The sequence below is a fragment of the Robertmurraya korlensis NBRC 107688 genome (assembly GCF_001591645.1).
Lineage (GTDB): Bacteria > Bacillota > Bacilli > Bacillales > Cytobacillaceae > Robertmurraya_A.
Genome location: NZ_BCVH01000003.1, coordinates 257,207 through 281,215, shown reverse-complemented (window position 1 = coordinate 281,215; position 24,009 = coordinate 257,207). Strand labels below are relative to the sequence as shown.

The 24,009-nt window shown below is 37.4% G+C and carries 22 protein-coding genes and 1 pseudogene; 3 read left to right on the top strand and 20 right to left on the bottom strand.

What is annotated here, in order from left to right; all coding sequences use genetic code 11:
- Window positions 1-251: 251 nt before the first annotated feature.
- From BKO01S_RS07710 to brnQ, 9 genes and pseudogenes are all read right to left on the bottom strand, one after another.
- Window positions 252-557 (bottom strand): annotated as a pseudogene (locus BKO01S_RS07710) (ATP-binding protein); the annotation flags it as partial.
- Between the two features lie 246 nt (window positions 558-803).
- The gene (locus tag BKO01S_RS07705; protein ID WP_066051277.1) at window positions 804-1,772 is read right to left on the bottom strand and encodes a dipeptidase; all 969 of its coding nucleotides are present in this window, start codon (window positions 1,770-1,772) and stop codon (window positions 804-806) included.
- A gap of 89 nt (window positions 1,773-1,861) precedes the next feature.
- A complete protein-coding gene (locus tag BKO01S_RS07700; protein WP_066051274.1) occupies window positions 1,862-3,223 on the bottom strand; it encodes a YjiH family protein in 1,362 nt (453 codons plus the stop codon).
- 25 nt (window positions 3,224-3,248) lie between these two features.
- Complete coding sequence (locus BKO01S_RS07695) at window positions 3,249-4,226, bottom strand: ornithine cyclodeaminase family protein (RefSeq protein WP_066051271.1); 978 nt, start codon at window positions 4,224-4,226, stop codon at window positions 3,249-3,251.
- Window positions 4,227-4,293: 67 nt separating this feature from the next.
- Window positions 4,294-5,484 carry an NAD(P)/FAD-dependent oxidoreductase gene (locus BKO01S_RS07690; protein ID WP_066051269.1) on the bottom strand — a complete coding sequence of 397 codons (1,191 nt, stop codon included), beginning with the start codon at window positions 5,482-5,484 and terminating at the stop codon, window positions 4,294-4,296.
- 10 nt (window positions 5,485-5,494) lie between these two features.
- Window positions 5,495-6,727 (bottom strand): NAD(P)/FAD-dependent oxidoreductase, encoded by a 1,233-nt coding sequence (locus BKO01S_RS07685; RefSeq protein WP_066051266.1) that lies wholly within the window; start codon window positions 6,725-6,727, stop codon window positions 5,495-5,497.
- A 3-nt stretch (window positions 6,728-6,730) separates the two neighbouring features.
- Complete coding sequence (locus BKO01S_RS07680) at window positions 6,731-7,054, bottom strand: (2Fe-2S)-binding protein (RefSeq protein ID WP_066051264.1); 324 nt, start codon at window positions 7,052-7,054, stop codon at window positions 6,731-6,733.
- Window positions 7,051-7,329 (bottom strand): (2Fe-2S)-binding protein, encoded by a 279-nt coding sequence (locus tag BKO01S_RS07675; protein ID WP_198158779.1) that lies wholly within the window; start codon window positions 7,327-7,329, stop codon window positions 7,051-7,053. Before BKO01S_RS07675 ends, BKO01S_RS07680 begins: the two co-directional genes overlap by 4 nt.
- A gap of 30 nt (window positions 7,330-7,359) precedes the next feature.
- Window positions 7,360-8,715, bottom strand: a complete 1,356-nt coding sequence (gene brnQ, locus BKO01S_RS07670; protein WP_066051262.1) for a branched-chain amino acid transport system II carrier protein — start codon at window positions 8,713-8,715, stop codon at window positions 7,360-7,362.
- A gap of 526 nt (window positions 8,716-9,241) precedes the next feature.
- Between brnQ and BKO01S_RS07665 the strand changes: the two genes are divergently transcribed.
- On the top strand, window positions 9,242-9,790 hold the full coding sequence (locus BKO01S_RS07665) for a helix-turn-helix domain-containing protein (RefSeq protein WP_066051259.1): 549 nt from the start codon (window positions 9,242-9,244) through the stop codon (window positions 9,788-9,790).
- A 107-nt stretch (window positions 9,791-9,897) separates the two neighbouring features.
- Here BKO01S_RS07665 and BKO01S_RS24970 read toward each other — a convergent pair whose 3' ends face one another.
- From BKO01S_RS24970 to BKO01S_RS24960, 4 genes are all read right to left on the bottom strand, one after another.
- Entirely contained in the window at window positions 9,898-10,158 is a 261-nt protein-coding gene (locus BKO01S_RS24970) for an amidohydrolase family protein (protein ID WP_066051254.1), read from the bottom strand.
- Window positions 10,159-10,193: 35 nt separating this feature from the next.
- Window positions 10,194-10,541 (bottom strand): amidohydrolase family protein, encoded by a 348-nt coding sequence (locus BKO01S_RS24965; protein ID WP_269748504.1) that lies wholly within the window; start codon window positions 10,539-10,541, stop codon window positions 10,194-10,196.
- A 175-nt stretch (window positions 10,542-10,716) separates the two neighbouring features.
- The gene (locus BKO01S_RS07655; protein WP_066051249.1) at window positions 10,717-10,965 is read right to left on the bottom strand and encodes a hypothetical protein; all 249 of its coding nucleotides are present in this window, start codon (window positions 10,963-10,965) and stop codon (window positions 10,717-10,719) included.
- A gap of 297 nt (window positions 10,966-11,262) precedes the next feature.
- Window positions 11,263-11,397, bottom strand: coding sequence for a hypothetical protein (locus tag BKO01S_RS24960; protein ID WP_269748505.1), 135 nt, complete (start codon window positions 11,395-11,397; stop codon window positions 11,263-11,265).
- Between the two features lie 530 nt (window positions 11,398-11,927).
- On the opposite strand from BKO01S_RS24960, the gene BKO01S_RS07650 reads away from it, so the two are divergent.
- Window positions 11,928-12,371, top strand: coding sequence for a YitT family protein (locus BKO01S_RS07650; RefSeq protein ID WP_232311189.1), 444 nt, complete (start codon window positions 11,928-11,930; stop codon window positions 12,369-12,371).
- 517 nt (window positions 12,372-12,888) lie between these two features.
- Here the strand turns inward: BKO01S_RS07650 and BKO01S_RS07645 are convergent.
- From BKO01S_RS07645 to BKO01S_RS07635, 4 genes are all read right to left on the bottom strand, one after another.
- On the bottom strand, window positions 12,889-13,953 hold the full coding sequence (locus tag BKO01S_RS07645; RefSeq protein ID WP_066051246.1) for a PrsW family glutamic-type intramembrane protease: 1,065 nt from the start codon (window positions 13,951-13,953) through the stop codon (window positions 12,889-12,891).
- Between the two features lie 311 nt (window positions 13,954-14,264).
- A complete protein-coding gene (locus BKO01S_RS23850) occupies window positions 14,265-14,408 on the bottom strand; it encodes a DUF5605 domain-containing protein (RefSeq protein WP_232311188.1) in 144 nt (47 codons plus the stop codon).
- Window positions 14,405-14,782 carry a hypothetical protein gene (locus BKO01S_RS07640; RefSeq protein ID WP_066051243.1) on the bottom strand — a complete coding sequence of 126 codons (378 nt, stop codon included), beginning with the start codon at window positions 14,780-14,782 and terminating at the stop codon, window positions 14,405-14,407. The genes BKO01S_RS23850 and BKO01S_RS07640 overlap by 4 nt, the downstream gene beginning before the upstream one ends.
- Window positions 14,783-15,049: 267 nt before the next feature.
- Complete coding sequence (locus BKO01S_RS07635) at window positions 15,050-17,425, bottom strand: beta-glucosidase (RefSeq protein WP_066051240.1); 2,376 nt, start codon at window positions 17,423-17,425, stop codon at window positions 15,050-15,052.
- Window positions 17,426-17,904: 479 nt separating this feature from the next.
- Here BKO01S_RS07635 and ggt point away from each other — a divergent pair, with 479 nt between their 5' ends.
- Window positions 17,905-19,671, top strand: a complete 1,767-nt coding sequence (ggt, locus tag BKO01S_RS07630) for a gamma-glutamyltransferase (protein WP_066051237.1) — start codon at window positions 17,905-17,907, stop codon at window positions 19,669-19,671.
- A gap of 187 nt (window positions 19,672-19,858) precedes the next feature.
- Here the strand turns inward: ggt and BKO01S_RS07625 are convergent, their stop codons facing one another.
- The 3 genes from BKO01S_RS07625 to BKO01S_RS07615 form a co-directional block, all read right to left on the bottom strand.
- Window positions 19,859-22,267, bottom strand: coding sequence for an EAL domain-containing protein (locus BKO01S_RS07625; RefSeq protein ID WP_066051234.1), 2,409 nt, complete (start codon window positions 22,265-22,267; stop codon window positions 19,859-19,861).
- Between the two features lie 11 nt (window positions 22,268-22,278).
- Window positions 22,279-23,460, bottom strand: coding sequence for a beta-ketoacyl synthase N-terminal-like domain-containing protein (locus BKO01S_RS07620; RefSeq protein ID WP_066051231.1), 1,182 nt, complete (start codon window positions 23,458-23,460; stop codon window positions 22,279-22,281).
- A gap of 146 nt (window positions 23,461-23,606) precedes the next feature.
- A complete protein-coding gene (locus BKO01S_RS07615; protein WP_066051228.1) occupies window positions 23,607-24,008 on the bottom strand; it encodes a hypothetical protein in 402 nt (133 codons plus the stop codon).
- Window position 24,009: the final 1 nt, after the last annotated feature.

Here is a 24,009-nt window from a genome sequence, read left to right as displayed (position 1 = left end):
TTTTAAGACCTCCTGGTATTTGGGATTGTCCTTTTTTGCTGGCCAGCGTTAGGACTCTCTCATTCTACCAAGAGGTTATTTTTTTGTTCAAACCTCATTTTCATTCATTACAGGAATGCTACTCCTATTGTTAAAGAAGAAGAAAAAAACCAGCTAGATCGCAGCCGGTTCTTTAAGGAAAGCCCCCTTTTCTTTAAGTACATTCCTTCACAAACTCCCTTTCTAGAAGTTTACACTTTCAGAAATTTGAACTATTTTTTGATAACTTGATGAACTTCCTCGTTATCCTTAATTACAAATATATGGTCAGCTTCACCTTCTATTGGGTCAACTACATCTTCTTCTAAAGATTCGACCTGTTGCCTAACAAGGACTTCCTCAAATTTTAAATCTGCACCCCTAAAAATATTGGTACTTCTCTGACTTTGAATAACTCGTTCTTTAAGAACATTATCAGGAATATCAAAATGAACTAAGATTCGGACAAACTCAGCAGTAGTAACCAACTCTTCAAGTAAATACAATCGTCCTTTTCGACTTCGATTTGATTGTATGAGAAATGTTAATACTTTAGCTAAAAAATAATTTATTAAGTTGCTAATCAAAAAGAAGGTTGAATATCCCTAAGCAGAGCTAATACCTTAATCATAAGAAAGTGGTCTATATCCAATGTACAGGATATATTAGTGTCCATATTGGTTAATTAATAGAGAATTCAACAGAAGCAAATGAGAAAATAAGAGGACTTTTTTCTATGTAAAAAAGAAAGTAGCTTAATAACTACTTTCTCAAAAAATTGTACATTATATTAGTACTTCTTCTAACACTCTTAAAAAATTTAAACTTGTTATTTTTTCTATTTCATTCTCTCTAAAGCTTCTTTTTCTTAGTTCTTCAACCACATTTTGTGCTTTACTGATCTTCTCTAAACCAATTGTGTCATCACTAATCGTTAAATCTATCCCATAATCATCCAAAAAATAAACTAGGTCCATGCCAAGCCCAACATGATCTATCCCCATCACATTCACCATATGGTCAATATGATCAACTAATTTAGAGACAGTTCTATCCTCTTTTTTTTCTGCTAAAAAGGCTGGAAAAGCATTTACACCGATTACTCCATTCCTTTTTGCAATCTCTTCTAATTGTTTATCGGTATAATTTCTAGGAATATCGTAGATAGCCTTGCTATTTCCGTGTGATACGATGATAGGAGAGGTTGTTGACTCCATAACATCCCAGAACGTTTTACTATTTGCATGTGCTAAATCAATAATTATATTCATCTTTTCTATTTTATTAATACACCTTTTACCTATAGCTGTTAACCCTCGATTGCTATTACCACTAACCCCTGTTGCCAGTGCATTTTCTTCATTCCATGTTAAGCTAAGTGTTCGCATTCCTAGCAGGTATAAAATGTCTATTTGATCAATGTCTTCACCTATATAACTTAATCCCTCACTCCCTAAGATGATGCCATGCTTGTTGTCATTTTGAGCTTCCACAATATCTCGATAAGTAGTACATATTTTTATATGTTCTTTACATTCTTGAATCTCAATTGCCATATTTTTGATAATACGCAAAGCTTGGTGATGTGTTGGAACCTCAGAAAAAGGATTAACCCATATGGGATAAAACCCTGCAAAAATCTCACCCTTTTTCCAATCATCTCTGTGTCTGGTATCAATTATATCTTTTAATCCACGCGCTCTCTTTTCGTCAACATTTTCCCAAATATCGGAATGAGCATCAAAAATTTTCATTTATTCTACATTCCTTTCAGTCACTACGTACATCCACTAACCTCAGAAGGATTTATAGTCTAATCAAGCTAAAGTCCACCTTGGAATTCCTAAGCAGGAATTCCAAATAAACTTGCAAGGAGCACGATTATAGGTAGTAACAGTAATGTTCTGATAATAAAAATGACAGCTAGATGCCATAAGTTAACCGGAATTTTTGACGTTAGTATAACAGGCCCTACCTCTGACATATAAATAATTTGGGTTAGTGACAATACAGTTATAATAAATTTCGTCTTAACTGATTCAATATCCGTAGAAATCAAAGCTGGAATAAGCATATCAACAAAACCAGCTATAACTGCAGGAGCAGCTTTAGCTGCCTCAGGTACTTGTAGCAATTGTAAATAATACTTAAAAGGGACAGATAACCATTCTAATATAGGGGTGTAAGTCGCTACGAATAAACCAGCAGTTCCGACAACCATTACAATTGGTATGACTGCAAAAACCACATCTACAGAAAAATGCACACTTCTTTTTATCATACTCTTAAGACCTTTGTATGTCTTCGCTTTTTGTACAGCCAACTGTAAAGCGAACTGAAAGATCCCCATACCTTCTGGGTGTTGGTCTTCCATAATTGCTTTCTCTTTGTAATAACTATTTTTGAAAGAAGTGATCGGCCATAGTCTTGTCATAATTACTGCGACTGCAAATAGCGAAATAAATACCGTCAATAATATATAGGTAAAATAATGATCTACTTCTAAAATGGAAGAAATGATATACCAATAACCTACTCCTGTAGCTGAAAAACAGGTTGAAATGATAACAGCTTCTCTTCCTGTGTAGTAACCTCGAACATACTGATCATTAGTTAACATAACCCCAAGATTTTGATCTCCAACAATCGAAGTAAGTAAGTCAACACTTGCTCTACCAGGTAACTTAAATAAGGGTCTTGCAATCCCCGACAATAAAGTCCCTATGAATTCCAAAAGACCAAAATCAAGTAAGAATGGAATAAAAAATGATGCAACTATGAACCAAACCATTATACTTGCACTTAAATCTAACATAGTGCCACCGGTGTCAATTGAATAGACCATTTCTGACCCTAATTGAAATAACACTAGAACACCTAATACCGCACCAATTACCCTTAAAATAACAATCGGCATACTTGGAATAAAAAGTTTTGTTAGAGTGCTATTTTTTGTGAGAAAATCAGGCTTTATTAAATTTCCAATTAAGGACAAGATAGCGGATATCACCATTACTGCTACTACTAAATAAGGTGTAAATGATTTAGTTGCTGCAGCTGCCAGTTGTAAAATCATTCCGATTATGATGGCTGTTTTTTCCTCATATGTAATAGGTACAAGAAAGATAAATAATCCAATAAATGCTGGAATGGCAAAAGATAAAACGTTTCTTGTGTTTAGGTCAAGTTTCTTAAAAGCTTCCATTTTGATCTCCTTACTGAATATCATTCTATAATTTAACCTGGGTTCCAATACTCGCTTCAATAGCTTTTCTGTAAAAGTATTGGGCAACAACCACATCAACAACGGCTAATCCAACTGATTTAAAAACTGTAATTTCTTTTTCACTAGTTCTCCCTTTGTATCTGCCACTTACAATTTGACCAAGTTCGGCATAGATGTCCTTTGGTTTGATAATGCCTTCCTTTATAGGAACTTGTAAATCACCAGTCTCTTCAAGGGCGGCCTCTACTGACTCCACTACTACTTTGTCGGCTTGCGAAAATAATTGTGAAGGTAACTCTTGCATGGTCGGCCGAAATGAACCTACTGCATTGACGTGAGTACCTGGTTTCAGAGATTCAGAGAAAACAGGTGTTGAAGAGTTAGTTGCAGTGACAATAATATCAGCTTCCCTAACAGCTTCGTTGGAGTCTGTATACACACGTACTTTAGTATTGTATTTTGTATTTACATAGCTACTAAATTCTTGTGCTTTTTGTTCTGTACGGTTATAGAGTAAAACTTCATCTATATTTCGAACAGCCATGATCGCTTCAACTAAGCCCTTTGCTTGTTCACCCGTACCAATCACACACAACTTTTTTGAATCTTGACGAGATAAATATTTAGTTGCTACACCAGATAATGCACCTGTTCTTATCATTGTTAAGTAAGAGCCTTCTAATAGAGCAATTGGCTCACCGGTTTTAAAGTCTGATAGCATTACAATTCCATTAATTGTTTTCTTACCTATTTTCTTATTATTTGGAACTACAGTTACTACCTTTAACCCGATACTTCCAAGTTCTTCTGCCACAGAAGGCATCACTAGTGCCGTATTTTGTCCACCATCAAAGGGTAGAGCTGCGCGTATAGGTGTAATCGTTCTTTCCTCCGAAAATTCCTTTAATGCAACAGCAGCACACTCGATGATTTCTTTCATGTCTACCAATTTCTTTTGATCCTCTGTATTTAGAATTAACATTCTCTTCTTCCTTTCATTTACAGATAGCTATTCATTAAAATAAATTTAGAAAGTGTTTTGGAATAACTCAATCAAATGAATGCTCCAAACTAGCATGAAATCTATTTAAGCTAAGGGGCTCAATGGGAACGGATGTATTCGTCTCATTAATCATCTCTTCAATTAATTTCCCAGTAATAGCTGCTAAGCTTATCCCATCCCCCTCATGTCCAGCTGCAATATAAAAACCAGGTATTGCTTCAACTTGTGAAATAATCGGTAAATGGTCTGCTGTCCAAGGGCGTAATCCAGCGTACGCTCTAATCACTGTCATATCTGCTATTTTAGGATAAAACCTTACAGCCCGGTGTGCGATACACTTCATCACTTCATTGTCTACCTTTGTCTCATATCCGTTAAATTGACGACTGCTGCCTATTAGGAAATTTTGGCTTTCAGTAGGTTCCATTACTAACGCTACTCCATATTTTTCAATTAATGGATCTACTTTTCTCTCCCCGCCAAACTTAGAAATGAGATAGCCAAATTCCATCACATTTCTTACTCCAACGGGCTTTTGTCTGGAAGCAACAATAATTTGACCTTTACGAGGTTTGATTGGTATATCGATATCTAGCATCTTTCCAATAAAAGGAGCCCATACTCCACATGCGTTTACAACCTTGTTAGCCGTAAATGTACCTTGGTTTGTCTCAATGACGAATTGTTTTGCCTGATTTTTATAAAGATTCACCACTTCTGTATGAGTATGAATATGTGCCCCATAGCGTTTGGCTCCCTCAAATAAGGAGTATGTAAACAAATAAGGATTCACCATAGAGTCTGTCTGGCATTCAAGCCCACCTAGGAGATCGTCTGCAAAGTATTTCGATTCATTCCGAAGGTCTTCTCTATCTAGCATTCGAAAATCTAATCCTGCATTTTGTTGTTGTTTGACCCATTTTTGTGCTGCTTCCAATTCCATATCATTTTCACAAACTAGAATACTACCATAGTTCCGATACTCGAATGGAGTATCTAGCTCTGTATGTAATTCATGCACCAATTTTTGACTTTTTAATGCCATTTGACTATTAAACCCTGGATCTTTATCTACTGCTAAAATATCTCCATCACATTTAGATGAAGTTCCGCTACCAAGTTCATTTTTTTCAAAAACGGTTATTTCTAATCCGGATTTTGAGCCATAGTAAGCTATTGCAGCACCAATAATCCCACCTCCAATCACAACAACATCTCGATGATTTATATGCTTCATGTTATTCCTCCTAGCCCATTAAAGCTTCGTGATTTTGTTTTGAAGTTTGAGAGATTTCCCATTCTCGTAAGATTCTCTTTCTTCCTACCTCTATTTCAGGGTGAAATTGGATATCAGCACTTTCCCTGGTTTGTTTAACCATGTCCATTGAATGTCTAATTTCCGTATCTAATCCTTTTATCCCAGAATGTATGGCCATAGCTAAACCCGCTGTTCTTCCTTGTGCTGCAGCGACTTTTGCACCTTCAATCCCCGTAATATTCCCAGCAACAAATAGCCCTTCAAGAGGAGTTTCCATCTTCTCACTATGTAAAGGTACATGGCCACCCAATTCTTCTACCAAAAAGAATGGGCATCCTGCAAGAGCAGCTAGTTCAACTAAAGGGTACAAACCTCCGGCGATACATACAAAATCTGCTTGTATCCGTTCCTCACTGCCAGGGACTACTTCTCCATTTGCCTTAATTGCTGCAACTACCACTCCCTCTACTTCATCCTTACCGTAGATTTCAATGACCGCTTTCCGAAGTTGGATAGGGGTATTCCACATCTTGAACCCTTTTTTCGGGTAGAAATGAATACCTAGATTTTTTATAAAATCATTTTTTAATAGCTTGCTTCCATATCTAATAAGCGGAGAGGTTGCCATATGGGAGACGTGGAGAAGAGAATCTAGTACCTGACTAGGATTCCCTTCTTTATTTGCAATACTGTTCATTTTTGGAAGCGTAAGACAAGCGATTTCTACACCGGCTAGGTGTAATTCCATGGCGATAACTGATGAAAGTACATTCACACCAATAATTACGCCACGTTTACCTGGCTTGACTCTATGAACATTTGTCATCACTTGAGCAGCACCTACTGACATCACACCCGGAAGAGTCCACCCGGGGACTGGGACTGGGGATTCCGCTGCTCCCGTTGCTAATAGCAAATTTTCTGTATAAAATGTACCCTTTTCGGTATACACAACCCATCGATTATTTCTTTTTTCAATATTGTTAACTGAAGTATTAAAATGAAACTTAACTCCAAGGCTAATAGCTGTGGTATACAGATTCTTTGATTCTCTTAGCCCGTTCCACCAAGACCCATCTGGTTGTTCGTATAGCTGTCCGAGCAATCTACCACCAGCAGACATATATTCATCAATGACTAATACATCTAATCCGTTTTCTGCACATGTTATAGCGGCAGTTAAACCAGCAGGGCCAGATCCAATAATGATTGCTTTAAACATTTTTTACACTTCTTTCTCTTTGATTTTTAATTGACCGCTACTTTCTACCGTCATTCCCTCTTTAAGAGGAGTAATACATGCCCTAATTCCTGGTTGACCATTCACAGTAACCCTACATTCATAACAATGGCCGATATTGCAATAGATTCCCCGAGGCGACCCACTTTCTTCTTGATAACGAAGGGTTCGTATTCCATTAGCTAGAAGCGCAGCTGCCAATGATTCATTTTCCAACCCTTTATAGACCCTATTATTAAAGGAAAAAGTAACATGATTTACATCCTCCATCTTCCCTAGAATAGGATGGTCAATAATTCTTTCTGTCATTTACTGATCCTCCCTAAATTTTCGAAACTAACTGGTCTAATAGGTGGTTGAACTTTTAAGGAAATATTTGTTTCAGTTGGGGTATTTGTTCCCATTGATTGAGCAATCTTCTCCACCATCGTCCTACACGTTCTTCCACCGCAATATCCCATCCCAGCTCTAGTACGTAGCTTTAACTCCCTGGCTGAACATTTATATTTTGTGGCGGTAGAGACTAGCTCGTGATATGTTACTTCTTCACACCTACATATAATCATTACGTTTTCGTTCAACAAAAACACCTCAGTTCCATTTAAATCTGCTAATCAAGAAATTTCTTCTCCACCTATATCAATCTTTCTTTCTACTGGTTTCCTTAGAACGCTTACTACTATACCAATGAATGCTCCTAAAAGGCCTGTCACAATCCATCCTGCCCCAATTTCAAAAAGAGGAATGAAAGAAAAGGTTTTATTGATAAAATTAACCAAAATTCCAGCTTCTTTACATGCATCTAATAGGGCAACAAATCCACTACCCAGTACTGAACCTACATATATAGATTGATACCCTTTAAACAAATTATTTGTAAAGGCAAGAAAGATTAAAGTAATAGCAATTGGATAAAGTAATAAGAGGATTGGAGAAGCCATATCTAATATCGTATTCAGTCCGAAATTGGTTATAACTAAACCTATACCAGCTAATAGTAGGACCCATTTCTTATAAGTAAACTTTGGATAGATTCTGTTGAAATACTCTGCTACAGCTGATAAACAGGCTATGTTAGTGGTGATTCCAGTAAGAAAGATTACAGTACTAATTAAGAAGATCCCTCCTTTTCCGAATAAATAAACCGCACTGTTAGCTAATACTTCTCCTCCATTACTGGCATATCCAATTGCATTAACACTAGATGCGCCAATCCATGCTAGTGAAAGTTGTAAGATGGCTAAGCCAACTACTGTAATTATTCCAGCTTTAATAAAAACTTTTGCTGTATCTTTTCTAGTGGTTACTCCTAAATTCTTAATAGACTTAATGAATATCCCACCGAAAATAAATGCCGCTAGAACATCCATTGTGTAATACCCTTCAACAAAACCTTTAAAAAAAGTACCTGTTATATATGGAACTTTCGGTTCACCGAAGCTTCCCATTGGTGTAAGAAATGACTTAACCACCAGAATAAGTAAAAGAACCGCAAATATGGGTGTTATTAGCTTGCCTAATCGATCTACAAACTTACTTGGATTTAGGGAAAGTAAGATAGTCAATAGAATAAAGAGGATAGAAAATATGAATAGGAATAGACTGTGAGATTGACTGATTTCCTTAATTATTGGATAGATCGATATCTCGAAAACAACAGACGTTGTCCTCGGTATAACATAGATTGGACCCAATGTTAGAAATAAGGAAATGGAAAATATCATACCGAATGTTGGATGTACTCTTGATGCAAGTGTCTCAACCTTTCCTCCCGATATAGCTAATGCAATTATTGCTAATAGTACTAGGCCTACACCTGTTATTAAAAATCCTCCCATTGCTATCCAAGTATTTTCACCTGCAAGTTGTCCCACCATTGGTGCAAATATTGTATTTCCAGCCCCAAGAAACATTGCTAACAACATAAAACCAATTGCCACCAGTTGTCCTGCTGATAAATTATTCTTCACTTAAAAGTCCCCCTTAAAATAGTTTAATAGAACCTTCTGATAATCATCGATGCAGTTAACTATCACTGATAAACCTATGGTACAACTTGATTACTACGTATGCTTTAGATTTTCTTGTTGGATGCTTTTACGAAGGGATTTTCAATCATCTTGTAAAATTTTAAATAAAATTTAAGTCACACTTCAATTTCTGAATAAAAAAATAAGCTTTTTTATTCGGATTATATTCTTTCAGGATATATAGAAAATTAGCAATGACTAAAATTTTTGTAAGTAATATAAGTGTACTTAATAAATTCTGAAAATTCAACAATTTTTATTTAACTTCTTTGAAATTGTTACTAGAAGATAATCATTAGATTATATTACATCTCGAAATCCACCCCTCAAAAGAAAATATGTTAGAATAAAGAAAAAATTTAAGTAATATTAAAATCCTATTATAGAACTAATATATTTATCAACGATCTTGTAAGAATATTTCACTCGTTTTTTATAGAATACTACACTAATTAGGGGGAACTATATGGATCCAAATATAGGAATTCTTATCAAAAAACTCCGTAAAGAAAAAAAAATGACTTTGAAGGAAGTATCAAAGAGGACAAATTTATCAATTAGCTTTTTATCACAGGTGGAACGATCCCTTTGTTCAGTAACTTTACAGTCTTTACGGAAAATATCTGAAGCACTTGAGGTCAGCCCAAGTTATTTCTTTCCAGATAACGTACAGATTGATAAAGGCATGATTAGACGAGCCTCTGATAAAAAGGTAGAACAAAAGTCTTCCTTTACGTATACAAATTTATCTGGAAATGTTATAAACCCTATATTTGTGCCAATATTAGTTACCTTATTACCTGGGGATGAAAAAGGTACACCTTTTTCCCATGAAGGACAAGAGTTTATTTATATTATTGATGGTACCATGACTCTAATACTAGATGAACATGAATACGATCTTTATCCTGGGGATAGTGTTCATATAGACTCTAGTAGACCTCATAACTGGTTTAACAAAACAGAACACCCCACTAATTTTATTTATATTAGTGCTAGTACAAATCATGATTGACCTGTTAAAAGTGATATTAATATGAACTCAGTAAAGTTCCGAGGGTATAGTTACACTTTTAAGGAGAGAAAGGACCTCGTTCGGCCCTTTTTCTCCTTAACTTTTAATTAGGATTCACTATTATAAATGACTTTCCCATCTACCATCGTAAGGACTACTTTTGTATTTAAAATATCTTCAGTCGCTATGTCAAAGAGGTTTTGATTTAAAACTATAATATCAGCCAACTTTCCTGCACTGAGTGTACCTAAATCTTTCTCTCTAAAAGAACCAAAAGCTGGTGTGACGGTGTAATTCATTAATGATTCTGCAAGTGTAATTGTCTCTTGCGCGTTCCACCCTGTACTTGGTAATTGATCATTATCCATTCTAGTGACGGAACGATAAATTCCTGCAAATGGATTTAGTTCGACAATAGATAATCGGTACCAAACGAGACAGTTGCCCCTGTATCCATAAGGGAACGAATGTTAAAAGTGTATGGTTCTCTTTCCTTTCCAATACATGCAACATAGGTGTTTTTTTCACTAGCAAATAGGTGTTCAGGTTGCATAGAAGCAATTACCCCTAGTTGATTGAACCTATCCAAGTCATTCGGATGAAGAACTTCAACATGCTCGATTGCATGTCGTGAGTCCCATTTTCCGTTTACACGCTTGGCCTCTTCAAACGCAGTTAAAGCTAAACGTATGGCTCGATCGCCGATGGCATGTAAACGAATTTGAAATTTCTCTTTATCCGCTTTTTGAATCCAATCTTTTATCCTTCCTTAGGTGACGAGCGAGGCATTCTTGGTTTATTAATAGCAATCTTTAGATCTTCATTTTTAATATGGGTATAAATCATAGTTGTTTCAATTGAGGAATGGCCTAGTTTTATACCGTTTTTATAATCGGTGAAGGGGTCGTAAAAATTAAATTAATTCATTAAAAGAGGGTATAGATGAGATTTATGACAATTAAAATGCCTAACATAATGGACATAACAGAAAAGAACTTTGATTGTTTCCCACTTACTCTGTACTTCATAGCCCAATCCAAACAAGCTATAAAGATAATCACTTGGAAAGCAATTAAACCTAATTCAGTTCTTCCTGTAAATAAACCTAAGAGGCCAAGTACAAGTAGGACCACTGCAGTTATTTTCTTCCATAATGGTTGAGTTGTCGTTGTCATTGATCTATCCCTCTCATTCCATAATTATTTTATACTTTACTTAATAACTCTTATTCCATAAAACTGCCTCTTTAACGAAAACTCCCGTTAGTTCATTAAGAAAAGGTTGCTTAAATATCCTCCCTTTTTGATGTAAAGCACGTATTCCCTGACTATCTTTGAGTGTGGGCTGTTGAGAAAGTAACTTGCTGAAAAGTGCGAGACTTATCTTTTAATAAGCTACCTAAGTCCTGAAAAAAAGAACTTCGAATAAGAAAAACATAGGGAGATTTTAGTCTTCCTATGTTTTCATTCATATTATTTATCTGTTTGTTCTTGCTTCTTTTTCAAATACTCCGCACGTATTTTTTCAAGTTGCTGCTTTTTATCAAAGCTGGCAGGCTTGTGTTTTTCATGATACTTTGTCACAGCTACCTTACCCTTGGTATCCAATTGATATTTCCCCACTTCGTTCACCTACTTTTCTTGTCCTTAAAGAGAATCTATTCACCAAATATAATATACCTTATTTTACTGAAGTAAACCTTATTACTTTATTAGTGTACTGCTAATTTGCTTATATCAGTAAAAACATTAAAAACTTAGTAAAATAATTTAGCCTAATGGTATTGATTTCATTGATTTAATCTTAACAAAATGCCCTGACACTCTGCATAAGCCCAATAATTTTATTTCTTGTTTTCAGCTCTCTTCTAAAGGTCCAATTGTTCGGTAAATAAGGGGTTAAAATATTAAAACAATCTATGTCTACTCCATCTTTTAAATTTGAAGAAGGTAATATTTTGGATCAAGATAGATATAAGTAGAAAAGTTAATTAATCAACCTCTTATTTGGACACCTGACTATCCATAGGGTCGCGCTCTGGCCGAATCAACTTTAGAACCGGCTCTTTAAATTAAAACATAATAAACCTATTCTTTCATATAATGAATCGATCTATAGGACAAGGTGGCCGAGAATTTTGAAGAATTTTTTTATATTACTGTTTTCAAGTGTATGTATAAGTTTAGGGTTAAACTTATTTGTACTCCCCACTCACATTATAAATGGCGGGGTTTTTGGTATTAGTCTGATTATAAAATATATTTGGGGTATTAAAGTCGGACATATTATGCTCATTATTAACACACCGATCTATCTACTATCCTTCTCCTATAGTAAAAAATATTTTACTAATGCCATTCTGGGATTGGTGTTTACATCAACTGCGATTGACCTGTTAGCCCCATTAAACGGATTATTCCATCTCCCCATCATTACTAGCGCTATTTTAGGTGGAGTAATAATAGGAATCGGTGTGGGCATAATGTTACGGAACCACATTAGTCCAGGTGGTGTCGACCTATTAGCTCTCCTATTTGGAAAAACACTGAACGTAAATCCTGGCATCATTTTTTTTTATTGACTCACTTATTGTTTTGATTGGTTTAATCATTCTTCATGATAGTAGAATGCTTTATTCATTTATTATCATAGCATGTGTCAGTTCTTGTGTATGGGTGATCACTCGCCTAAAATCATTTCATGTATACTCATAAAGCTAATTCGATTACGTTTCTTCCCCAAATGAAAATCCCCTCTATAACAGACTAAAGAGGAACTTACTCATTTTTTCTATTTACTATAAGGGGATCATGTCATTTACTGTGAGCTTCTAAATTCGCAACTAATTTAATTTCTTTTACGATCCTTCCTTGAGCATTGTTATCGCCACAACCGAATGTTACTGTCCATGCACAAAAATTCATTTAACTCGCACACCTATTCAAAGGGAATTCACTGCAATGATGTTAGTACACTCCAATTTACCGATACCTAATATTGCAGATGAGATTGGCTACCTAAGTGTGACTTTTCTATAAAAAATTCATAAAAAAAATGCTGATTTTCCATCGAGAACAGCATTTTTTATTTCCTGAGAACTACTTCGAAACCATTAATTTTCTCTCACCTATCTCTTTCAAACCTGCACGTATGAACAGAAAAACAGCAAGCCATGATGTAGCCATTAAGATAACATGCCCAAAGGGAAACATTCCTGGAATCGATGTGTCCCAGAGAGCGTGTATCCCTACTACTAAAATAAACACTTGTAGAAATTGATAATGAAATAGCATGTTAAATTGAAAAGGCCGGTCCTTTTGTACTCTACAGAATGCAGCACCTGTCAAAGCGGCCCACGCTACATGGCCACCGGGAGCATAGAACCCTCTCAATAGGATGGTTCCATACAGACTTACACCATCCCCGGAAAGCAATGCTCTAAGTGCATACCCAGCCGTTTCAAACGCGGCAAAACCTGCCCCAACTGCTGCTCCGATAAGCAAACCGTTTAAAATATATTTGTACCTTCGATAGTGAACAAACGTAACTACTATGATTGTTTTGGCAAGCTCCTCAATAATTCCAATGGTAACCGGATTGATGTTTTTCTTCAGAATATCGAAAAACACGAGTGCGATTAACATAGAGAGAATGCCACCAACTAACACCACATAGATCACTCGATATATCGCGATATTCTGCGGTACATTCATTTCCCAAAAGAAGATTAATGTAGTTAAAGGAACACCGAATGCACCAACAATAATAAGGCCTGGTAAAAAGTTTGCATTCTCAAAGTAACTTGCACCTACGTAAAATCCCGCAAAAACAAGCAGGGCAATAATGAATAACCTAGCAAACAGCCAGGGCTTTGGCCAGGTATCATTTACCTCCGATATTTTTGGGGTAGTAAGGGCGGTTCCAACAATAAACAGTCGTTCCGCTTCCAGTTCACTATGATCAGCAAAGACACGGGAAAAGATATTTACAAACTTTGGCTCCACCGACCGTTCCATCTTTGGAACAACATTTACGTAATTAGCAAACTCATAGAAAAAGCTGTTTTCATCCTGTGGGGTATTCATTTTAAGGAACTTTTCGCCACAGCTTAAACAAAACTTCGAACCAGTTGGATTAGAATAATCACATTGTGAACATTTCAAAAAGTCCCACCTCTATCTATGAATTCGGCATGGTCAAGTATTAAATAATATTCCGGGGCAAAAACGATATCAAAAAGAGTATGTCCCAGAATAGGAAAATTATTTATTCTTTGGACGACTACTCTTAATCTTTCCTATAAATGGTTTAAATAAATTTTAGATATGACCTCCAGCGTTTACCTTAAACAGAATAGTAGATTGTCATGCAAGAACGGGTACTGACGTAATTCATGCTTTACTACCCTACTAGCCTAATTACAGAAAGAGGAAGCAGGAGGATCGACCCCTGCTTCCTATTGTAGTGTGTATGATTAAACTTTTGTCATTCGTATAGCCATGTATTGTCGACCAGGAAGCTCAATTCGGAATCTTTCTTCAAAGGTCCCATTAAGTTCACTAATGGTCATATTCCATGTATCAATGACTTGCACTTTATACTTCACCCCCGGTTTCATCCGATATTCCCTGAAACGAGGCTGGTAAAAGCCGTAATAAAATAGATAATATTGCAGTGTTCAACGGATTGATGTTTACAAGACTGCAGAGAGCACGGATGAATTTCGACTGTATTTAGGTTGTAATTGGGGAATCCCATCGCCTCCCTTATAATAGGTAGCAATTCTTTCATGGAAGGTGGCGTTTCCGGTTCCTCTCCACCCAAATTCCCTGCCCAATGATTCTCCTCCATCACACTTAATTCCATCGGGTCTAAATAACCTGGTCTATCTTCTCCAGCGCTTGGCTTGAGAATAATTTGGATACCATTATTTTCAATAATCGATGTTTCCTTTTGGAGTTTATCAATTGAACTGATATCGTACTTCGGCATATAAGATATCTCCCCTAACGTTAATGGATTAAACCTGAACAAACACTTAAATGAGAATACTATTATCTTAAGTACCTAACTACACCAATCATATGACGAATGAAAGCCCTTTTCTTTCTTTTTACCGACCTTTTATTTCCACTATTCCTACTTTTTTATATAGTTTGAACAAGAGATCATCTTTGAAAGAGAATAAGCCGACTCATCTAAGATTCGAATTGAACCCCTTGATCAGTCGGCTTATTTTCATTTAATGGTTACCATTCATCATCTTTTTGATAGTCTCTCAAACTCAACCTGTGGTGCGAGGACATCGCTTACTTTCTCAACAACAATCGTTTCATCTACCTTGAAGACCGCTGTTCCTTTAATATCTTCTGATGATGCCCCTATTTTGATTTTATAGGTTCCTTTTTCAAGGATCCAAGAAGAAGAATCTTCATCAAAGGAGGCTAAGTCTTTTGCATTGAGAACAAAATCAAGCTCTTGTTTTTCTCCAGGCTGTAGTACCTTTGTCTTGCCAAAATCCTTTAATTCTAGCTCTGGTTTTTCTAACTTTCCATCCGGAGCGTTCACATAGAGCTGTACCGCTTCCCTTCCAGCCGTTTTCCCTGTGTTCTTCACAGTGGCAGTGACCTGGATCTCTCCATCAAACTTCTTTCCATGGGTTACTTTGATATCACTGTAATTGAACTTTGTATAAGACAATCCATAACCGAACTCATACGCAGGCTCAACGTCAAAAGTTGTGTTGTATCTGTATCCCACATAAATATCCTCTTCATAAGGGAAACCGTCGGCTGAACCAGGGAATCGATCCGCATATGGAAGGTCTTCATAGTCTTTCGGGAACGTCTGAGCTAACTTTCCGGAAGGATTAACTTTTCCTGAAAGGATGTCTGCTACCGCGTTTCCAAGCTCTTGCCCCGGCTGCCAGGAAAGGAGGATTCCGTCTACTTTGTCTTTCCAGCTTTCCGTCTCTATCGGACCTTCAACCGTTAAGACAGCGATTACTTTTTTACCTTGTGCTCGGTATGCACTAGACACTTGTTCCACCATTTGCTTCTGGGAATCGGAGAGATAGAAATCTTCTTTCGCGCGGTCGGTCGCATAAGACCCAGGAGCCGTTCCGATAACGACAATTCCTACATCTGTATTCTTAGCTGCTTCAACGGCCTCTTCGGTCACATCCATTTCAGGTAGCTTTGGACCAACTGAACCGAATGTTCCAGGTGTTCCTTTGTATTCGTCACGAGTTCTCATTTCAGCTACATATTGGTCATTTTTCTGAATGAGCTCTTCATTAAGTGTAAAGCCTGCATTGCGGAGTCCTTCAGCAACTCCTACATGATAAGGCGCATAGACCAATGCACTTCCTCTTCCACCTGTGTTAATCTCACTAACCGGTACCCCGAATAAGGACACACTTTGCTTATTACTAATTGGCAAGGCCGCTTTGTTATTTTCAAGTAATACCATTCCATCAGCAGCCGCTTTCCTTGAAATCTTTGCATTTTCCGTTAGATTCGGTTGATTGGTAGCTGTTTCTCCTTTGAATGTGCGTGTATTGACAACTACTTTTAAAATTTCCTTAATATTACGGTCAAGGATGGCTTCATCAAGAGCCCCACTGTTGACAGCATCCATGATTCTTTGTGACTGCGTAGCACCCCCTGGCATCAATAGATTCGTACCAGCCTCCATTTGTTTGGCAATGTCTCTTTGGCCGAACTCCCAGTCCGTCATTGCGAATCCAGTAAAGCCAAAATCATTTCTTAATACATCTGTTAAGAGCTCCTTATTTTCTGTGGCATACGCTCCGTTGATTTTGTTATAGGAATCCATGATGGACCATGGGTCTGATTCTTTTACGGTAATTTCAAAACCTTTTAGATAAATTTCTCTGAGTGCACGCTGGCTTACGACCATATTGCCATTGTTATTGGTTCGTTGATTAAAGGCGGCAAAATGTTTGATTGTTGTTCCCACTCCGTTATCTTCCACTCCGTTTACGAAGGATGAAGCCATTTCACCCGTAATCACAGGATCTTCGGAGAAGTATTCAAAGTTTCGTCCGTTTAGGAGATAGCTTTGAATATTCATACCAGGGGCAAGTAGAAGGTCAATTCCGTACGCTTTTAATTCTTCGCTCGTCGCCTCTCCTACCGTCTTGGCTAGCTCCTTATCCCATGATGCCCCAAGGACTGTTGGGGAAGGAAATTTAGTCGCATAATATGTTTGGCTATCATCTGGTCTTGTCGGGGATATTCGTACTCCCATCGGGCCATCCGCCATCACAATGGCCGGGATTCCCAAACGCTCAATCGCCTGTGTCTGACCAGCAGCCCCTGGAACCTTAGTTGACTGACCGCCAATCACTTCCCCATTTTCGGCTACTAAGCCACCTTTATTTCCACCTACGACCAGGTATGCTTTTTCCTGAAGCGTCATTGCTGCAATCACGGCATCAATCGATTTCTCATCCACTAGCTTCGGTGTTGCTGCCACTACTGAAGATTGTACCGTTTGGGAACTTTCAGTGGCGCTTACGGGTATGGTTAGAAATCCTGAAACCGCTATCGTTGATGCCATTGCCAAAGATAATAACTTTTTTCTCTTGTTTTTCCTAAGCTTCTTCAACATATTACTACCACTCGCCCTTCGCTGTTTTTATGTAAAGATCAGGTTTTGGATTGGTATGGACTATGTTTATGACAGTCAGTCCTGACCTTTAAAATCAATGATCCTTACCACTACTTTTAAAAAAGCCTAATTAATAAAAGCGCTTACATTAATCATAGAGAGATTTCAGAATGTTTCGTCGTTTATATTCTGTACTTTTTTTGTTTTATCTGGAATTATTTATTACTAGCCGTTTGATTTATTTCAATCTAGTTCCATAGATTCGTTACTAAATCACCAGAACGTACAAACTATTATAAATCTTTTCATAGATTCATTTGGACCTGTATGAATTTCGGACAACAGGTAAATTTCCTCCTTTCTAAAAATATCACGTAGTATAAAAGAATCAAAATTCCGAATATTGGCAAATACCCTTGCATCCTTTACCTGCATTCCTTAACGTATAGATGTAAGAATCATATTTTAGGAGGGGAAATATGAAACAGATTTGGAGAGTTAGTTTTACTGTTTTATTGAGTGTTCTTCTATTGGTTGGAACGCTCCCTTTAACAAGCTTAGCAAAAAAGCCTGAAGTGGATTACGGAAAGTATACGCAGGTAGATGTTGGCGAGGATGGGATGGTGGCTACTGCGCATCCACTTGCTTCAGAAATCGGTGCCGAAGTGCTTCGAACCGGTGGAAATGCGATTGATGCGGCGGTAGCCATTCAATTCGCTTTAACTGTCGTGGAACCAATGATGTCTGGTATTGGTGGTGGCGGTTTTATGATGGTCTATGATGGAAAGACAAAAGAAACGACCATTGTAAATAGCCGTGAACGTGCCCCTGCTGGAGCCACTCCAGATATGTTTTTAGATGAAAACGGCAAACCTATCCCCTTTGGAACAAGAGCTACAGGAGGAACGGCTGTGGGTGTGCCTGGTACTTTAAAAGGACTTGAAACGGCACTTAATATGTGGGGAACCCGTCCACTTGAGAAATTAATTGGACCTGCCGTAAAGCTTGCAGACAAAGGATTCCCAATTGAGTCTGTCCTTGCTGATGCGATCTCAGATAACGAGTCAAAGCTTTCTAGGACTGCTGCAAAAGAGGTTTTCTTTAAGGATGGAGAACCACTTCAAGAAGGCGATACACTCATTCAGAAGGATCTTGCGAACACATTTAAATTAATTCGCGAACAAGGATCAGATGTCTTTTATAAAGGAGAAGTGGCTGAGGCACTCGCAGAGACTGTTCAAGAATTCGGCGGTTCAATGGAAGTGTCAGACCTTAGTAATTACGATGTAACGATTGATGAACCCATTTGGGGAGATTACCAAGGTTATACGATTGCCAGTATGCCTCCTCCAAGTTCAGGCGGTGTCTTCTTGCTTCAAATGCTAAAGACATTGGATGGGTTTAACCTATCACAGTATGATGTGAATTCTTTTGAAAAATATCACTTGCTATCCGAGGCGATGCACTTATCCTATGCCGATCGCGCAGCATATGCAGGAGATCCAGAATTCGTTACTGTTCCGCTAAAAGGATTGCTTCATCCTGAGTACATAAAGGAGCGCCAAGCATTAATTAGCTTGGATAAAATGAACACAAATGTAACTGCAGGAGACCCATGGAAATATGAGAATGCTGAGGCTAACTATCAGCAAACCAGCCAACCTAACGATCGTAATTACGGAGAAACGACTCACTTCACGGTTACTGACAGATGGGGAAATGTCGTTTCTTATACGACAACCATTGAACAGGTTTTTGGAACAGGAATCATGGTTCCTGGATATGGGTTTATGTTAAATAATGAATTAACGGATTTTGATGCGATACCTGGTGGAGCAAATGAAGTTCAACCAAATAAACGCCCATTGAGCAGTATGACACCAACTATTGTATTTGAAGATGACAGACCTGTCTTAACAGTAGGATCACCGGGAGGCCCAACCATTATCACTTCCGTATTGCAGACCATTCTTCATGCCATTGAATATGATATGGAGTTAAAGGCGGCTATCGAAGAGCCAAGGATTTACACGAACAGTACCTCTTCCTACCGTTATGAAGCTGGAATTCCTGCTGATGTTATCAACCAACTAAATGCACTAGGACATAAGTTTGGCGCAAGCCCAACGACTATCGGCAACGTTCAAAGCATCCAAATCAACCCGGATGGAACGTTTAAAGGTGTTGCTGATTCGAGCAGAAACGGTGCAGCCATTGGGGTGGACTTAAGAGGAAATCGAAAGTAGTAGAGATAAGGTGAACCTTAACCATTGGTAACAGTGGTTATGTACTAGAAAATGCTGATACTCCAAATGGAGATCAGCATTTTCTTTACTAACTTTGAATACGGTGCTGTTGCTCAACACCATTATGTTGTACTACTACTAGTAAATGGAAAGGGCGAACAGTGAAAATACTGTCCACCCTTTCTAATTAGACTTCGTATGATTTTAAAAACGTTCTTTCAAACTCTTCCTCTGATATCGGAGGACTGAATAGATATCCCTGCACAACCTTACAGCCATTTGCTTTTAGGAAGGTTAACTCCTCTTCCGTCTCCACACCTTCGGCAATCACATCTAGATTTAAATTATGGGCCATTGAAATAATAGTTTTTACAATGGCGCGGTTTTCAGGATTGCATTTGATATCTCTTACAAAGGAACGGTCAATTTTTAGATTGTTAATCGGATATTTTTTTAGATAACTTAATGAGGAATATCCTGTTCCAAAATCATCTATTGAAATTGACATTCCCATTCCCTTTAATTCATTCAGCCTGGAAGTCACAGAATGGATGTTTTCCATCGAAATACTCTCTGTTATTTCTAAATCTAGATATTGAGCGTCAAGATTGGTTTCTTTTAAGATCGCACTGACAGACTCAACAAAGTTCTCGTGATAAAATTGCCGCATGGAAATGTTTACGGATACAGGGATGGGTGTGTACCCCTGATCTTGCCAAATCTTATTTTGGCGACAGGCAGATTTTAGGACCCATTCACCTAGAGGTAAGATAATTCCTGTTTCTTCTGCCAAAGGAATGAATTCAGTAGGTGATACGAGTCCTAATTCCGAACTCTCCCATCTTACTAAAGCCTCCATACCAATGATGCGATTCGTTTCAATATTCATCTTTGGTTGATAAACAATGGTAAATTCATTGGAATGTATTGCTTTTCGAAGGGCTTTTTCTAATACCATTTTGTTCTGATAATCATCATTCATCACCTGTGTAAAGAAGGAATAAGAGTTTCTTCCAGACTCTTTGGAAGAATACATGGCAATATCCGCATTTTTAATTAACACATCCGGCTGTTCACCATCGGTTGGAAACATACTGATTCCCAAACTTGAAGTAACAAACAGTTCATGATCTTTTAGACAAAATGATTTCTTAAATAGATTGATAATCCTTTTAACAAAAATGGTTGTTTCATCCTTAGTCACACTAGATAAAATAAAGGTAAACTCGTCACCGCCGAGTCTATAAACGGAAAAATCGGTTACCCTTGTATCATCCACTTGAGTTAACCGTTCTGCTACTTTCTTTAGTAGAAGATCTCCATTTTCGTGATTGAGGGTGTCATTAATAATTTTAAAGCGGTCTAAATCTAAGAAAATGACTGCTATACTTTCTTTATTTGTTTTAGCTATTTGCATTTGATCGTTTAAGTCCTGGTAAAATGCCCGCCGATTAGGTAAACCAGTGAGAGCATCATGAAGAGCTTCCCACTCTCTCTTTTTCTCATTGTTTTTCCGTTGGGTAATATCAGTCGCTACGCTTAGAACTTGTTTCTCTCCAGATGAATGGATGGGCAGCTTAACAGTTTGAATCCACCTTTTTGTCCCTTGTGAATCAATGATTTCATTTTCAGGTATCTGCTTTTCTTCTAAGGTTGTTAGTACCTGCTGGTCTAAATGAATATTCTGTTCAGCAGTAGCCAAATCAGGATTCACATCTGTCTCAAACCTTCCGATAAGTTCTTCGGAATTCACTCCAAATAGTAATCCATAAGCTTGATTGGCTAATGTATATGTTCCATTCTCATTTTTGGCATAAATATAGCTGGGATTGATATCAATGATTTTATGAAAAAATTCTTTTTGATCTAAAAGAGCATTATTCATCCTAGTAATGATTTTTTGGTGCATTCGAATAACAGGGATGAGAATCCCAATGGATAAGAATAAAACAGCAAAACTACTTGGTAATAACAAATAGCTTTTAACCATGTTTAAGATTCCAATACAATATCCAATCGATGCGATAATAATGAAGTAAAGAACAAACGCTTTGGTTTCAGAACCTTTCACGTGTTTGCTTAATACAAAGGAAAATATGGCTATAACAATGAATAGTATTAAATTCAAATGAAAGATCCATGCCCATTCCCCATACACGGGGTAAAAGAAACTTACCTTTATTAACCCCTTCGATTCTACTAACTCAAAGCTTTGAATGCCTTTGTGACTCCAGCCAATCAAATAGACAAAGAGTGACCATATAAATAGAGCGATAACTGTAACATTATTCACTGCATAATTAACCACTTTAGACTCAGCCACTTGTGTTTTATTTGTTGCGATACATATCACAGCAAATAGCGTGGGAGCCAGCATAATTGAGCCAAAACGAAAAAGCCGAAAGAAAATCTCTATTACACTAATTGAAAAAAATTCACGAGCATGTAAGAACGAAACATCGATTTGCCATAGCGACGTAAAAATAAAAAAGAGAAATAAAAGCTTTGATAACTTCGTTTTACCCAAAATATAGATGGTCGTAATTCCAGCTGCTAAAGGAAACATTGCAAAGGAAATCATTAATAAAAAAATCATCGTTTATTTCCTCAATTTTCTTTTGTAATTAACAAGCAAGTATTATTTCCGCTAACCCCATGATTCGTTATAGCCACACTTTCGACATTTTGATACTTCGTCTCGAAAACGATTGGCAAGTCATGAAACCCGTCTCCACTCGTCTTAATGGTAGGTGGGATAAATCCGTATTCCATACTTATGATTGAAGAGACAACTTGGATTGCTCCCATGGAACCAAAGGTATGCCCGGTCATTCCTTTTATGGAGGTAATAGGGATGGAGGATCCAAAAAGATTTGTATGTGTAATGTACTCAATCTTATCATTTTGTTTTAAACCCAGCGCTTGACTATTTACATAGGTAGGGATGGTATCGCCTATTGCACTTTTTAAAGCAGCTGTCATCAAGGTTCCTGTTGGGTCGGACTGTAACATAGAAAGAGCCTCATTGTTAGAAGCCACTCCCCTCACTTGTCCCCATATCTTAGTACCTCGTGCCTCCGCATCTTTCTTCCGTTCCAAGATCACAACTGCAGCACCCTCTGATTTAACAAAACCGTTATGAGCCACAGAAAACGGAACCCCCGTTTCTTCTATCTCCACATTTTCAGCAATTGCACCCGTCTTTAAAAACCCATAGGTAATCCAATCACTTAAAAGAGCATCTGAGCCGCCAACGATACATATATCTACGTGACCAGCTTCTAACATTAGTTTACCCATAAGGATTGCATCTAGGCTTGCGGTACAACCAGTAGAGATGGTATAAGCCTGACCATTAATTCCAAGATGCTTCGTTATTCCAGAAGATAATGTATGTGGATCTCCTATTGGAACATATTGAATAGGCACTTTTCTAAGATTACTACCATGGTTAGAGAACTTTTCAACGTCTAAAATTCCCCCACCAGATGTACCCATAATAACGGCAACACGCGCAAAGTCATCATTGCGTAAGTTGGCCATCTGATAAGCCTCTTCAGCTGCTGCAATGCCCAACTGAGCGACACGTGGATACCTTTTATAATTTTGTCCAGAAATCAGATTCAAATCTTCATGAACAACTCCACATACGATATTAGAGCCGTTACTCCCTCGACCATGAAGGATTTCTTGGGTACAAATCCCCTGTTCTAAAACATCTTTCATTTCATTTATATTACTAACACCAGGAGCTTTCACTCCATAACCTGTTATGACAATTCTGTCCATTATTTACCTCAATTATTATAAATTTTTATATTAATCTATAAAAATATATTATATGAGGTAATTCGACATATTACAACACACTTCGCTATACGTCGCCAATCTGTAATAAAAACACCTGCTAATTTCCCTTCAATTTTCCTTTGGTTTTAACTAGAACGCTTTAAAATCACATCTTCAACAAATTGACTAAATTTCTCCTCTGCTTCGGAAAATAATTTGACGGTAAAGAGGAATTTATGGTCTGGTAACTCAGGACTTTTGTCAGGGGTATGATAAGATTTAAGTTCCTCTTCCTCAGGAAAATCCTCATAAAAGATATCCCACATTCCTTGATCGTTTTTAAACACAATGGCTTCTATATAATCCTCAGTTTCTTTATCATAATAGCCAATATGCCAATGGCGTCCTTTTACATACTCCTGTATTTCGTCGGCATACGGCTCAAACGATGTTTCTACATCAATTAATTCCATCCCTTTGGAAAGATGATGGCTTTGAATAGGGATAGGTTCAGGAAGATTTTCATTATCATATAAGATGCCTGCCAAA